General features: G+C 68.0%; 13 protein-coding genes. 12 read left to right on the plus strand and 1 reads right to left on the minus strand.

Features of this window, described 5'->3' with window-relative positions:
• Positions 1-7 precede the first annotated feature (7 nt).
• Both cydB and HNR00_RS24140 read left to right on the plus strand, forming a co-directional pair.
• Positions 8-1,015, plus strand: a complete 1,008-nt coding sequence (cydB, locus tag HNR00_RS24135) for a cytochrome d ubiquinol oxidase subunit II (RefSeq protein WP_183573874.1) — start codon at positions 8-10, stop codon at positions 1,013-1,015.
• Positions 1,015-1,152 carry a DUF2474 domain-containing protein gene (locus tag HNR00_RS24140; protein WP_183573876.1) on the plus strand — a complete coding sequence of 46 codons (138 nt, stop codon included), beginning with the start codon at positions 1,015-1,017 and terminating at the stop codon, positions 1,150-1,152. The genes cydB and HNR00_RS24140 overlap by 1 nt, the downstream gene beginning before the upstream one ends.
• A gap of 110 nt (positions 1,153-1,262) precedes the next feature.
• Here the strand turns inward: HNR00_RS24140 and HNR00_RS24145 are convergent, their stop codons facing one another.
• A complete protein-coding gene (locus HNR00_RS24145) occupies positions 1,263-2,651 on the minus strand; it encodes an aminotransferase-like domain-containing protein (protein ID WP_183573878.1) in 1,389 nt (462 codons plus the stop codon).
• Between the two features lie 408 nt (positions 2,652-3,059).
• Between HNR00_RS24145 and HNR00_RS24150 the strand changes: the two genes are divergently transcribed.
• The 10 genes from HNR00_RS24150 to HNR00_RS24195 all read left to right on the plus strand — a co-directional run bounded on the left by HNR00_RS24150 (position 3,060) and on the right by HNR00_RS24195 (position 12,275).
• Entirely contained in the window at positions 3,060-3,542 is a 483-nt protein-coding gene (locus HNR00_RS24150; protein WP_003603243.1) for an MSMEG_0572/Sll0783 family nitrogen starvation response protein, read from the plus strand.
• Positions 3,543-3,624: 82 nt separating this feature from the next.
• Positions 3,625-4,701, plus strand: a complete 1,077-nt coding sequence (locus HNR00_RS24155) for a Nit6803 family nitrilase (protein ID WP_183573880.1) — start codon at positions 3,625-3,627, stop codon at positions 4,699-4,701.
• On the plus strand, positions 4,655-5,758 hold the full coding sequence (locus HNR00_RS24160; RefSeq protein WP_183573882.1) for an MSMEG_0568 family radical SAM protein: 1,104 nt from the start codon (positions 4,655-4,657) through the stop codon (positions 5,756-5,758). The genes HNR00_RS24155 and HNR00_RS24160 overlap by 47 nt, the downstream gene beginning before the upstream one ends.
• Positions 5,755-6,300, plus strand: a complete 546-nt coding sequence (locus HNR00_RS24165; protein ID WP_183573884.1) for an MSMEG_0567/Sll0786 family nitrogen starvation N-acetyltransferase — start codon at positions 5,755-5,757, stop codon at positions 6,298-6,300. Before HNR00_RS24160 ends, HNR00_RS24165 begins: the two co-directional genes overlap by 4 nt.
• A complete protein-coding gene (locus HNR00_RS24170; RefSeq protein ID WP_183573886.1) occupies positions 6,300-7,292 on the plus strand; it encodes a sll0787 family AIR synthase-like protein in 993 nt (330 codons plus the stop codon). The genes HNR00_RS24165 and HNR00_RS24170 overlap by 1 nt, the downstream gene beginning before the upstream one ends.
• Positions 7,289-8,464 carry an MSMEG_0565 family glycosyltransferase gene (locus HNR00_RS24175; protein WP_183573888.1) on the plus strand — a complete coding sequence of 392 codons (1,176 nt, stop codon included), beginning with the start codon at positions 7,289-7,291 and terminating at the stop codon, positions 8,462-8,464. Before HNR00_RS24170 ends, HNR00_RS24175 begins: the two co-directional genes overlap by 4 nt.
• Positions 8,457-8,738, plus strand: coding sequence for an MSMEG_0570 family nitrogen starvation response protein (locus HNR00_RS24180; RefSeq protein WP_043767864.1), 282 nt, complete (start codon positions 8,457-8,459; stop codon positions 8,736-8,738). The genes HNR00_RS24175 and HNR00_RS24180 overlap by 8 nt, the downstream gene beginning before the upstream one ends.
• A gap of 37 nt (positions 8,739-8,775) precedes the next feature.
• Positions 8,776-10,044 (plus strand): MSMEG_0569 family flavin-dependent oxidoreductase, encoded by a 1,269-nt coding sequence (locus HNR00_RS24185; RefSeq protein WP_183573890.1) that lies wholly within the window; start codon positions 8,776-8,778, stop codon positions 10,042-10,044.
• Positions 10,045-10,336: 292 nt separating this feature from the next.
• Positions 10,337-11,269 (plus strand): transporter, encoded by a 933-nt coding sequence (locus tag HNR00_RS24190; RefSeq protein WP_183573898.1) that lies wholly within the window; start codon positions 10,337-10,339, stop codon positions 11,267-11,269.
• Between the two features lie 163 nt (positions 11,270-11,432).
• Positions 11,433-12,275 (plus strand): Pnap_2097 family protein, encoded by an 843-nt coding sequence (locus HNR00_RS24195; protein WP_183573892.1) that lies wholly within the window; start codon positions 11,433-11,435, stop codon positions 12,273-12,275.
• The last annotated feature ends 314 nt before the right edge of the window (positions 12,276-12,589 follow it).

The raw sequence follows: 12,589 nt of genomic DNA on the forward strand, positions 1-12,589 counted from the left end.
ACGCATCATGCTCGCCAACATCGACTTGACGGTGGTCTGGGCGCTCATCATCGCCTTAGCAGTCTTCGCCTACATCGTCATGGACGGCTTCGACCTCGGCATCGGCATCCTGTTCCCGGCCTTCCGACCGGGGCACGAGCGCGACACGGCGATGAACTCCATCGCGCCGGTCTGGGACGGCAACGAGACCTGGCTGGTGCTCGGCGGCGGCGGACTGTTCGCGGTCTTCCCGCTCGCCTACGCGGTCATCATGCCGGCGCTCTACGCGCCCATCATCGCGATGCTGCTGGGCCTGATCTTCCGCGGGGTCGCCTTCGAGTTCCGCTGGCGCGACCCCCGCCACCGAGCGCTCTGGGACGTCGCCTTCACCGGGGGCTCGGTCGTGGCGGCGCTCGCCCAGGGCATCACCCTCGGCGCCCTGCTGCAGGGCATCAAGGTGGAGGGCCGCGCCTATGCGGGCGGTTGGTGGGACTGGCTCACGCCCTTCAGCCTGCTCGTCGGCCTCGGCATCGTATGCGGCTACGCCCTGCTCGGCGCCACGTGGCTGGTGATGCGGACGGAGGGGAGCCTCCAGCAGCGGTCGCGCACCTTCTCGCTCTGGCTCGGCGCAGCGACGGTCGCGGTGATCGCCGCCGTCAGCGCGGCGACGCCCTTCCTGGAGGGCCAATATTGGGAGCGCTGGTTCTCGATGCCGAGCGTGCTGCTCACCGCCCAGGTGCCGCTCCTCGTCGCGGTGGCGTCGTTCCTGTTCTTCCGCTCGCTGCGCGGGGGAGCGGAGAGAACCCCGTTCCTGCTGGCGCTCGGCCTGTTCCTGCTGTCCTTCGTCGGCCTGGGGATCAGCATCTTCCCCGACGTCGTGCCGGGCCGGGTCACGATCTGGGAGGCGGCGGCACCGCATTCGAGCCAGGTCTTCCTGCTCGTGGGCGCGTCCGTCCTGATCCCGGTCATCCTGGCCTACACGGCCTACTCGTACTGGGTCTTCCGCGGGAAGGTCGACGCGACGGGGTATCACTGATGGGCACCACCTCCGCTCCTGGACACCCCGCACCCCTGTGGCGCCGCCTCGTATGGTTCGCCTCGCTGTGGGCCGGCAGCGTCCTCTCGCTCGGGGTCGTCGCCGGCATCCTGAGGACTTGGCTGAAGGCGGGCTGACGCCCCGACCCCCCGATCACTCCAGGCCCAGAAGTCTGAAAACCCAGATGACCGTTGGCCTCGCCCTATAGGCTCCCGGAGGCGGTCGAGCCGCGTCACTGCCGGGTGCTTCAGATATAGGTCGAGGCCAGCGCCGGTGACCCTTCGAGCGCGTGCGCAAGCACTTCCAGGCCGTGCGTGATCTGCTGCCGGGTCGAGGGGCCGCCGAGACAGAGGCGCACCGCCTCAGGCGGTGTCCCTGCCACGCAGAAGGGATCGCTGCCGACCACGCCGAGCCCCGCCGACCGCCCCTGGCTGGCGAAGGCCGAGCGCGTCCAGCCATCCGGCAGCGTGATCCAGACGTGGAAGCCGTGCGGATCGGCGGTGTAGGTCTCGGCCGGAAGAAGCGAGGCCACGATGCGCTGGCGCGCGGCCGATTCCTCACGGACGAACTGCACGATGGCCTCCGCCGTGCCGTCCATGATCCAGCGCGTCGCGAGAGCGGTCGAGATTGGCGAGGCCATGACGGTCGCGGCTCGCAGCGCACCCGCGACCGGCAGGGCGGACCGGGCGCTCGGGGTGACCAGGAAGGCAAGGCGAAGGCCGGCGCCCAGGCACTTGGCCACTCCTGCCACGTAGTAGGTGATCTCGGGCGCGAGTTCGGCGAAGCTCGGCGGCGGTGCCGGGCAGATGCGCGCGTAGGCGTCGTCTTCGATGATGCTGACCGCGTAGCGCCGCGCCACCGCGATGATGGCCTCCCGCCGCGTGCGGGACAGGGTCGCGGTGGTCGGGTTCTGCAGCAGCGGGTTCAGGTAGATCGCCTTCGGCGCCACCTTGGTGCAGGCGGCTGCGAAAGCGTCGGGGTCGACCCCGTGCCGGTCCATGGGAAGGTCGACGAGGCGCAAGCCCAGATGCGCCGCGAGGGCGCGGATGCCCGGGTAGGTGATGCGCTCGGCGCAGATGGTGTCACCCGGGCGGGCGACCTGACCGAGCACGCTGAACAGGGCACTGTGGGCGCCAGGGCAGATCAGCAGGCGCTCCCGGTTCGTGTCGACCCCGCGGCCCTTCAGCCATCTCAGCGCCGCCTCCTTGTCGGCGTCGGTCCCGCCGAAGCCCTGGTAGCGGAGAAGATTGGCAAGATCGCCGGACAGCTCCGAAAACGATGCCTGCATGCGGGCCTGCAGGGCAGGCGCGTCGGGCTCGGGCGGCAGGTTCATGGTGAAGTCGACCGGCCCGACTCGCTGCGCGGCGCTGCCTGAATGGGCAGTGCGGGTCGGATCGACCACGAAGGTTCCTTGGCCGACACGACCCTCGATCAGGCCGCGCTTGTGTGCCTCGACATACCCGCGGGACACCGTCGTGAAGTTCAGGTCGAGCGCCTCGGCCAGCGCGCGCTGGGTCGGCAGGCGCGTGCCGGGCGTCAGGCGCCCGTTGCGGATATCGTCCGCCAGCGCCTCCGCGATGGCCAGATAGTGCGGTTTGCCCCAGCGCTTGAGGTCCGGCGTCCAACTCCCGGCCATGACCTCATGAGGGCTCGTCGTCCCTCCACTCTTCGTCGCCTTCATCCGCTCCGCGCCTGCACCATCAATATACGATCAATGTTCGATTGTATGGCTAGCAAGCGTCATACCGCAATCATGCCTTGGGAGTGACGCTCACGCAATCCATACAATACGATCAATCGCAGTGCCTTGAACGTGCCTTTCGTGGTCACGAAATACGCAAGGTTTGCTCTTAAAACGAGCTTCGGCCGAATTGATGCTTGAAAGCGAGATTCGGATCATTGATCGCCTAATTGTATGCATATCACTTCGGCGCATTGACCGACACATTGATCGGCAGAGCTCTGGCACAACGCTTGCCATGATGGCCCCGTGACCGCCCGAAGCCCAGGCTGCCGCGGTCCAATCCATCGAGGAGTGAGATCCATGCCTGCCGTGAACCGCGAACATAACAAGAAGGGCGACTTCCTGGTCGACTACGAGGAGAAGGTCTTCGAGGACGTGAAGGCCGAGCCGGGCCAGAAGGCGCTCGTCACCTTCCACACCGTCGCGTTCGAGGGCTCGATCGGCCTCGTGAACCTGCTCCAGGCCACCCGCCTGCAGCGCAAGGGCTTCGACACCTCGATCCTGCTCTACGGCCCCGGCATCACGCTCGGCGTCCAGCGCGGCTTCCCGCGGCTCGGCGACGAGGCGTTTCCAGGCCACCTCAACTTCAACAACCAGCTGGAAAAATTCATGGCTGAGGGCGGCAAGGTCTATGCCTGCCGGTTCTCGACCCAGGCGCTGTACGGCCACGGCGAGGCCGCCTTCATCGAGGGCATCCGCATGATCAACCCCCTCGACGTGCTCGACTGCATCCTCCTGCACAAGCGCGACAACGCGGTGATCATCGACACCTGGACCGTCTGAGCGGGCCTTCGGGTCCGTCGACCAGGAGTCGCATCCGGCGGCCGCACGCGACGCGGCCGCCGTCACAGCCAGAGGATCACCCATGACAGAGAACCGGATCGTGCGGGCCGCCGCCGTCCAGATCGCGCCGGACCTCGACCGGCCGGACGGCACCCTGGAGCGCGTGCTCAACGCCATCGACGAAGCTGCCGGCAAAGGCGCGCGCTTCATGGTCTTCCCCGAGACCTTCGTGCCCTACTACCCGTACTTCTCCTTCGTCCTGCCGCCCGCGCTGCAGGGCGCGGAGCACCTCAAGCTCTACGAGCGGGCGCCCACCGTCCCGGGCCCGCTGACCCAGGCGGTCGCGGCCGCGGCGCGGCGCCACGGCGCCGTGATCGTGCTGGGGGTCAACGAGCGTGACCACGGCTCGCTCTACAACGCGCAGCTGATCTTCGACGCCGACGGGTCGCTCAAGCTCAAGCGGCGCAAGATCACGCCGACCTACCACGAGCGCATGATCTGGGGTCAGGGCGACGGCGCCGGGCTAGACGTGGTCGAGACCGCGGTGGGCCGCGTCGGGGCGCTGGCCTGCTGGGAGCATTACAATCCGCTCGCCCGCTACGCGCTCATGGCTCGTCACGAGGAGATCCACGCGGCCCAGTTCCCGGGCTCCCTCGTCGGCCAGATCTTCGCCGACCAGATGGAGGTGACGATCCGCCACCACGCCCTGGAGGCGGCCTGCTTCGTGGTCAACGCCACCGGCTGGCTGACCGACGAGCAGGTGGCCCAAGTCTGCCCGGACGAGCGGCTGCGTGGCGCCTGCCGAGGCGGCAACTGCACCGCCATCGTCTCGCCCGAAGGCAAGCACCTTGCCGACCCCCTCGGACCCGGCGAGGGCATCCTGATCGCCGACATGGACCTCGCGCTCGTGACCAAGCGCAAGCGGATGATGGACTCGGTCGGCCACTACGCTCGGCCCGAACTCCTGAGCCTCCTCCACGACGACCGTGCGGCCTCGTTCGTGCACCAGCCGGTCCGTTCAACGTCCGATTCCCGGAGCTTCGACCATGAGCAGCAGTCCGCTTCTGACGAACCAACCCTCGTGTCCGCCGGTCGTGGCGGGCTTGGTCGGGATGCCGACGGAGCGCCTGATCAACGCGTTGCAGTCCTACGGCGTTAGGCTGGCCGACAGCCGCGCGGGGGCCCCGAGCCGCCGCGGCGGAGCCGGACCCTCCGATCATAAGGCGATGACCATCGCGGGCCGCACCGTGATGGTGCCCGTGCACACCGAGGCGGCCTTCGACTCGCCTTTCCTCGTGCGCCGCCCGGACGCCGACGGGGTCTCGGTGATCGAGCACGACGGCGTGGTGATCGGGCAGGCGACCTTCCCAGGTAAGCCCCGCTTCTACGCGCTCTCGACCTTCGACGGCGTGCCCTACTCGAAGATCGCCGTGCTGCACGGGCTGGACGTGCTCGCCACCACCGTGCTGCAGACCTGCATCCGCTATCAGAGCCGCGCCAAGACCTGCCAGTTCTGCTCCATCGGCCAGTCGCTGGCGGCCGGCCGCACGGTCGCGCACAAGACGCCCGAGCAACTCGCCGAGGTCGCCCGGGCCGCCGTGCTCCTCGACGGCGTCCGGCACATGGTGATGACCACCGGCACGCCGAACGTCACCGACCGCGGCGCGGCGGTGCTGTGCGAGAGCGCCTTCGCCGTGAAGGCGGCGGTTGACCTGCCGATCCAGGCCCAGTGCGAGCCGCCCGACGACGACCGCTGGTTCGAGCGGATGAAGGCGTCCGGCATCGACGCGCTGGGCATGCACCTGGAGGCCGTCACTCCGGAGGTCCGGGCCAGGATCATGCCCGGCAAGGCGAGCGTGCCGCTGGAGCGGTACTACGCCGCCTTCGAGGCCGCGGTGCCGATCTTCGGTCGCGGCCAAGTCTCGACCTACATCCTTGCCGGGCTCGGCGACGCTCCAGAAGCCATCTTGGAGATGGCCGAGCGGCTCGTCGGGATGGGCGTCTACCCGTTCGTGGTGCCGTTCGTGCCGATCTCGGGCACGCCGCTGGAGAGCCACCCGGCGCCCACGCCGGATTTCATGCACGCCATCCTGAAGCCGCTGGCGGACATGCTGGCGCAAGCGAACCTGCGCTCGGCCGACATCAAGGCGGGCTGCGGGCGCTGCGGCGCCTGCTCGGCGCTCTCCACCTACGAGCGCGCGGGGGCGGCGGCATGATCTTTGACCCGGTGCCGCCGTTCCGGCCGAGCCACTTCAACGTGAAGTTCGCAGTCGCGCCTTGGGAGCGGCGCGCCTGCGCGGCCTTGCGCCGTCAGGTGTTCTGCACCGAGCAGGGCATCTTCGAAGGTGACGACCGCGATGCCATCGACGCGCACGCCATCCCGATCTGCGCCCTCTCGACGCTCGGCGGCGAGGCCGACGGCGTCGTCGGCACCGTGCGCATCCACGAGGTCGCGGAGCGGCCCGGCGAGTGGTGGGGCTCGCGCCTCGCCGTCGCCAGAGCGTTCCGCGGCACGGCCGCCCTCGGGGCCGGCCTCATCCAGGTCGCGGTCTCGTCGGCCCATGCCCGGGGCTGCACCCGCTTCCTCGCCCACGTGCAGGAGCGGAACGTGCCACTGTTCGAGGCCCTGCACTGGGCACGCCTCGACGCCGTCGACCTGCATGGGCGGGCGCATCACCTGATGCAGGCGGATCTGTCCGCCTACCCGCCGATGTACGACCCTGAGCACGGGCTCGTCACCTTCCGTAAGGCAGCGTGATGACGACCGCCGTCGACATCCAGGCGCTCGCCCGTCAGATCCAGGACGCGCGGGGCGTCGCGCACAAGCGCGATATCGACGCCGTGGTGGCACGGCTGGGGCTCGGAAGCCGGCACGCCTCGGTTCCGGTTGGTGACGACTGTGCTGCCATTCCCGACGGCGACGGCCACCTGCTGCTGGCCATCGAGGGATTCCTCGACAGCTTCGTCGCCGCCGACCCGTACTTCGCGGGCTATTGCGGGATCATGGTCAACCTCAGCGACGTGGCCGCCATGGGCGGGCGCCCGATCGCGGTGGTCGACGCCCTGTGGGGCCGGGACGCTGCTGAGGCGGACCCGATCCTGGCCGGCCTGTCCGACGCGGCCGCGCTCTACAGCGTGCCGGTCGTCGGCGGCCATACCAACACGCGCGCCGATGCCGGCAACCTCGCGGTCGCCGTGCTCGGTCGGGCGGGGACCCGCCTGCTGACGAGCTTCGATGCGACGCCGGGCGACGACCTCGTCGCGGCCATCGACCTGCGCGGACGCTTTCGCGAGCCGCATCCCTACTGGGACGCCTCCACCGGCGCGCCGGGTGAGCGGCTGCGCGGCGACCTCGCGCTGCTGCCCGGGCTCGCTGAGGACGGCCTGTGTCGGGCAGCCAAAGACATCAGCATGGCGGGCGTCGTCGGCACGGCGCTGATGCTTCTCGAATGTTCGAACGTCGGCGGCGTCATCGACCTCGACGCGATCCCGAGGCCCGAGCACGTTCCCCTAGCGCGCTGGCTGACGGCCTTCCCGAGCTTCGGTTACCTCCTCAGCGTCCACCCTGACCGCACGCCAGCCGTATGCGCGCGCTTCGCGGAACGCGGCATCACAGCCGCATCGATCGGCCGGCTCGACGCGAGCCGGGTCGCCCGGGTGTGCGATGCTGCCGGTGCGGAGGCCGTGGTCTGGGACTTCGTTGCCAACCCGCTCATCGGCTGCGGGAAGGATGGCGGGCGCGCATCATGACGGGCCTGCGCATCGCCATCCTGACCCACTCCATCAACCCGCGCGGCGGCGTCGCCCACTGCCTCGCGCTCGCCGAGGCCTTGTGCGCCCTCGGGCACGAGGCTGTGGTGCACGCGCCTGATCCTGCCTGCCGCGGCTTCTTCCGGAACGCGGCCTGCCCAACCGTGTCGGTAGCCGCTCAATCGGTCGGTGGTTCCACCGTTGACCTCGTGCGGGCCCGCATCAACGACTACCTGCGCCACTTCTCGACGCCGGCGGCCTGCGACTTCGACGTGTTCCACGCCCATGACGGCATCGGCGGCAACGCGCTCGCGACCCTGAAGCATCGACGCCTGATCCCGGGCTTCGCGCGCACGGTCCACCACTTCGACAGCTTCTCCGAACCGCAGCTGGCGGAATGGCAGGACCGCTCGATCCGCGAGGCCGCGCGCCTGCTCTGCGTCAGCCACATTTGGGCCGACTGGATCCGGGACGACCTCGGAGCCGAGGCCAAGGTCGTCGGCAACGGGGTGGACCTCTCGGTCTATCGCGCCGAACCGACCGAGGCGGACGCGGCCGTGCGGGAGCGCTGGGGCGTCGGCGCGGGGCCAGTGATCCTCAGCGTCGGCGGTTTCGAGGATCGCAAGAACACGCTGGGCATCATCGAGGCCTTCGCCCGGTTGCGCGCGCGCCACCCCCAGGCGCAGCTCGTCGTCGCCGGTGGCGCCTCGCTCCTCGACCACACCGCCTACCGTACGCGATGCCGCGCAGCCCTGGCATCGGCGGGCCTGACGGTCGGGCGGGGCTCGGCGGTCATCGAGACGGGCCCCGTTCCGCAGGCCGACATGCCGGCCCTCTACCGAATCGCCGACGCGCTGGCCTTCCCCTCCTGGAAGGAGGGCTTCGGCCTCTGCGTGCTTGAGGCGATGGCCTGCGGCACGCCCGCTATCGTCTCCCGGCAGCCGCCCTTCACCGAGTACCTGGCGGCAACGGACGCGCTCTTCGTCGATCCAGCAGACCCATGCGCCATCGCCGACGCCATGGCGGCGGCCCTTGTCTCGCAGGCTCGCGACCGGCTGCGGGCGGCGGGCCTCGTGAGGGCTTCCGCCCATTCGTGGCGCGCCTGCGCGGGACGTCACCTCGATGCCTACGCGGCCTGCGCCCGCACCCGACAGGAGTTGATCCATGCCTGAGATGCGTTTCCACGTCCGTTGGCCTGACGGCCGGCAAGAGGCCTGCTACTCGCCCTCCCTTGTCGTGAAGGACTTCCTCACGCCGGGGGAAAGCTACGCCCTCGACGACTTCGTCGAGAAGTCCCGAACGGCCCTCAACATCGCGAGCGAGCGGGTGCGCGAGAAGTACGGTTTCGCGTGCTCGTCCGCGATGGACCAACTCGCCCGCATCGAGGCCGCCGCGAAGCGGCAAGTGCCCGGTGGCCGAGTCACCGTCGAGTCCTTCGAATCCTGAGACGACGCCCCTGCCGGACCCTCACGGAGCCAAAGCCATGCCCCCCAAGACCCGTCACGTCCCCGTCGTCATCGTCGGCGGTGGCCAAGCCGGCCTCTCGGTCAGCTACCACCTCAAGCAGCGCGGCATCGAGCACCTCGTCTTCGAGAAGAACACCGCCGCGCACACCTGGGCGAGCCAGCGCTGGGACACCTTCTGCCTCGTCACGCCGAACTGGCAGTGCGACCTGCCCGGCCACCCCTACGATGGGCCGGACCCCGACGGGTTCATGAAGCGGGACGAGATCGTCGCCTACCTGAAGGCCTTCGTCGCAAAGGTGAACCCCCCGATCCGAGAGGGTGTGGCGGTCACGCGCGTCGAACGGCGCCAGGATGGCATCTTCTCGGTCCAGACCTCGGAGGGCGACTTCACCGCGGATGAGGTCGTCGTCGCCTCCGGCGGCTACCACACGCCGATCATCCCGCGCATGGCCGAGCGGCTGCCGGGCTCGATCACGCAGATCCACTCGAACCAGTACCGCAATCCGGGACAGCTGCCCGAGGGCGAGGTGCTGGTAGTGGGCTCGGGCCAGTCGGGCGCGCAGATCGCCGAGGATCTGCACCTCGCCGGCCGCAAGGTGCACTTGGCGGTCGGCGACGCGCCCCGCTGCGCCCGCTTCTATCGCGGTCGCGACGTCGTCACCTGGCTCGCCGACATGGGCTACTACGAGATGACCGTCGACAACCATCCGCTGCGCGACGGCGTCCGCGACAACACCAATCACTACGTGACCGGCCGCGACGGCGGTCGCGACATCGACCTGCGCCGCTTCGCCATCGAGGGCATGAAGCTCTACGGCCTGATGGAGGACTACCAAGACGGCAGCTTGCGTTTCCGGGACGACCTCAAGCGTTCACTGGACTCGGCCGACCGAACCTACAACGGCGTCAACGCTGCCATCGACAAATACATCGCCGATAACGGCATCGAGGCCCCGCCACAGGAGCACTACAGCCCGGTTTGGGTGCCGGGCGAACCATTCCTCAGCCTCCCGCTGGAGGGATCGGGCATCACGAGCGTCGTCTGGTGCATCGGCTTCACGCCGGATTTTCGCTGGCTGGACGCCTCGGTCTTCAACGGCGCGGGCAGCCCCAAGCACAAGCGGGGCGTCACGAGCGAGCCGGGCGTCTCCTTCATCGGCCTGCCCTGGCTGAACACCTGGGGATCGGGCCGCTTCGGCGCCGTCGGCCGCGACGCCGAGTACGTCGTGGGGGTGATCCAGAAGCGCCTCGGCACCGAGCGGCCCGCCCTGAAGTTCGCGGTCTGACCCGGTCTCGCTCGAGCCCCTTCCATGGCGGCATCAATCCGGACCGCTACGGTAGATCGAAGCCTGTGCCGTTCCTGCAACAAGATATCCCTTCGAGCGCCTCCGAAGCATTCGTCAGTAGACTCTTCGATGCTACGGTGCAGAATATAAGCATTGATGGAAATACATACAGATTGTATGTATTTCCATGCAATCAAAGTAGTCAAACATAACATCTCGCCTCCGTGCCCTTGCCACCGATGCTTCTCGGTGAACGGAAGCGGCTGGCCGATGCCCGAGAAGGAAATCGATGATGCTGAAGAAGTTCGCGACCGCGGCGGGAGCGTTCGCCGCCGTCACCTTGAGCGCGACCGCCTTGTACGCCCAGGCTACCACGATCCCCGGCGAGCAGGTCGGCCTTGCCGTCGGCGCGCCGCTGCCCGAGGGCATCTACGCCATCGACACCTTCATCTACCGCCGGAACGACACGCGGTTCTCGACCGATACCGCGATCAACGTGCCGGTCTTGGTCTGGTCGACGGGCTACAAGATCTTCGGCGCCAACATTCAGCCCCTGCTCGCTCAGCCGACGGTGTTAGGGTTTCCCAACAACCCGCCGGGCGTGCCGAACCGCGACTTCTCGGTCAACGTCGGCACCCTCGTCGGTTCGATCTTTGCCTGGGATCTGGGGGGCGGCTTCGGCGTCAGCTACCTAGCAGCGGTCCACCTGAACGACCTCAACGCCGGCCGTGCCTTGCCGCAATTCTCCTCCAATACCTACCGCCAGGGCTTTGCGGCCAGCTACACCGCCGATGGCTGGAACCTCACGGCCAACCTGACCCACAACTTCTATGACTCTCCGGGCCGGTTCGAGGGTGCCATCGGGCAGGCGATCGGCCCGCTCTACCTGGCCGACGCCCTCCTGCTCGATCTGACGGCGACCAAGAAGTTCGGCAAGTTCGAGATCGGCGCGGTGGCCTACGGGGTGACGGACCTACCGCTTGGCGGGGCGGACTTCGCCCGTGCCTCGGCGCAGGGTTACGCACGAGCCGGACGCTTCGCGGTCGGCGGCTTGGTCGGCTACGATTTCGGGCCGTTCACCGCGCAACTCATGGTCGCCCGCGACGTCGCAGTCCGGACCAACGGCACCGAATCGACCGACGGCTTCATCCGCCTCATCGCCCCGCTCTACACCCCGCCGAAGGCTGCCGCAGTCGAGCCGGTCGCGCTGGTGCGGAAGTATTGACAGCCGATGCCGCGGCCCCGGCTTCCTCTTGGGAGTGACGCCGGGAGCCCGACCGAGATCGAAGTGACCTCCTTCCCAAGGACTCCACTTCGACAGGGACCGGGTGGCCAAGTCTCGACAGCTATCGCCGCCTGGTCCCACCCTTTATCGAAGGAGAAGGCCTTTGAGTCTGCACATGAGGATCGAGGGGGTCGGTCAGCCCTTGAAGGATGATGGCCGCCATGTCCTGGGCATGCCGCATCTCTGCCCAAGCGGCCTGTCCGAGAACTGGCTCTGGAAGGAATTGGGGCACCGCCACTGGGGTTTGATCGCCAAGGCTTTCGGGAGAGCCGAGGCCGGATTCGGGCCGGCGGGCGAGCCGCCCGTCTACGCGGCGTTCCGGAGGATCTCCCTGCAGGGCGGCGACCTCGGAGGCGTTCGCGAGAACGACGTGTTGGACGTGCGCTCGATGGTGACGTACCTCTCGAAGACCCGGGTCATCAGCCGGCACGTTGCGGCGTGCCGGGACCGGCTGGTTGCAGACGTGGAGATGACCTCCGTCTTCGTGAGGCGCCAAGCCGAAGGCGTGAATCGTTCCATCGCTCGGATAAGGATCGAGGACCGGGGGCACGCCATGCCCGCTTCCGCGGCCCTGCTCGGCCAGCCCTCCATCACCGAGCACATCTTTTCGGGGGCTGTCGCGGCGCCGGACGAGCGCGAGCTCGGAACCCTGGTCGTCGAGCCATGCCCCCACCTGGACTTCAACGGGGCCGGCCTCTTGTACTTCAGCAGCTTCGTCGCCGCCGTGGATCGGGCCGAGTGGCGCTTTCTCGGCAAGCGCTCATGCAACTACGCCACCGGTGTCCGTCGAGCTTTGTTCCACGCGAACGTCGAAATGGGTGATCGTCTCTTGGTGCGGATGCTGGCTTCGAACGACGAGGCGAGTTGTTGCCATCGTGCCCTCCTGTCAACGGAGGATGGTAATTTGCTGGCGGAGGTAGTAACGCGCCGCGCTATGCTAAAATAAGATACAAGAAACTATTGCTGTCCCGCCGATTTTAGGCCAAATATATGGCAATTAGACAATGACTATCCAGATTGCCGAGCATTTAATTAGTCCTTGATTATCGCCAACTCCCGGCGGGCTGTTTTCGAGTTCTGCTAATACGTCAATAGCGGACCTTCTCGTGCATAAAGTCGGATGCCGCTAATGGCGCAGAGCCGAACAATCGGCGCGCGAACTCCTGACCGAGGTCGTGTGAGAACGCCGATCCGTCAGGCTTGGGTCGTTTGCGTGGAGCAGCGTGGCAGATCGAACTGGCGAGCCTCAGGCCCGGATGG

The sequence above is a fragment of the Methylorubrum rhodinum genome, from assembly GCF_014199935.1.
GTDB classification, from domain to species: Bacteria; Pseudomonadota; Alphaproteobacteria; order Rhizobiales; family Beijerinckiaceae; genus Methylobacterium; species Methylobacterium rhodinum.

What these genes read in the sequence shown, in the direction of transcription:
- HNR00_RS24140 (WP_183573876.1), top strand. Translation starts at nt 1,015, where the DNA reads ATGGGCACCACCTCCGCTCCTGGACACCCCGCACCCCTGTGGCGCCGC.
- HNR00_RS24165 (WP_183573884.1), top strand. Translation starts at nt 5,755, where the DNA reads ATGATCTTTGACCCGGTGCCGCCGTTCCGGCCGAGCCACTTCAACGTG.
- HNR00_RS24175 (WP_183573888.1), top strand. Translation starts at nt 7,289, where the DNA reads ATGACGGGCCTGCGCATCGCCATCCTGACCCACTCCATCAACCCGCGC.
- HNR00_RS24190 (WP_183573898.1), top strand. Translation starts at nt 10,337, where the DNA reads ATGCTGAAGAAGTTCGCGACCGCGGCGGGAGCGTTCGCCGCCGTCACC.
- HNR00_RS24160 (WP_183573882.1), top strand. Translation starts at nt 4,655, where the DNA reads ATGCCGACGGAGCGCCTGATCAACGCGTTGCAGTCCTACGGCGTTAGG.
- HNR00_RS24170 (WP_183573886.1), top strand. Translation starts at nt 6,300, where the DNA reads ATGACGACCGCCGTCGACATCCAGGCGCTCGCCCGTCAGATCCAGGAC.
- HNR00_RS24145 (WP_183573878.1), bottom strand. Translation starts at nt 2,651, where the DNA reads ATGGCCGGGAGTTGGACGCCGGACCTCAAGCGCTGGGGCAAACCGCAC.
- cydB (WP_183573874.1), top strand. Translation starts at nt 8, where the DNA reads ATGCTCGCCAACATCGACTTGACGGTGGTCTGGGCGCTCATCATCGCC.
- HNR00_RS24150 (WP_003603243.1), top strand. Translation starts at nt 3,060, where the DNA reads ATGCCTGCCGTGAACCGCGAACATAACAAGAAGGGCGACTTCCTGGTC.
- HNR00_RS24155 (WP_183573880.1), top strand. Translation starts at nt 3,625, where the DNA reads ATGACAGAGAACCGGATCGTGCGGGCCGCCGCCGTCCAGATCGCGCCG.
- HNR00_RS24185 (WP_183573890.1), top strand. Translation starts at nt 8,776, where the DNA reads ATGCCCCCCAAGACCCGTCACGTCCCCGTCGTCATCGTCGGCGGTGGC.
- HNR00_RS24180 (WP_043767864.1), top strand. Translation starts at nt 8,457, where the DNA reads ATGCCTGAGATGCGTTTCCACGTCCGTTGGCCTGACGGCCGGCAAGAG.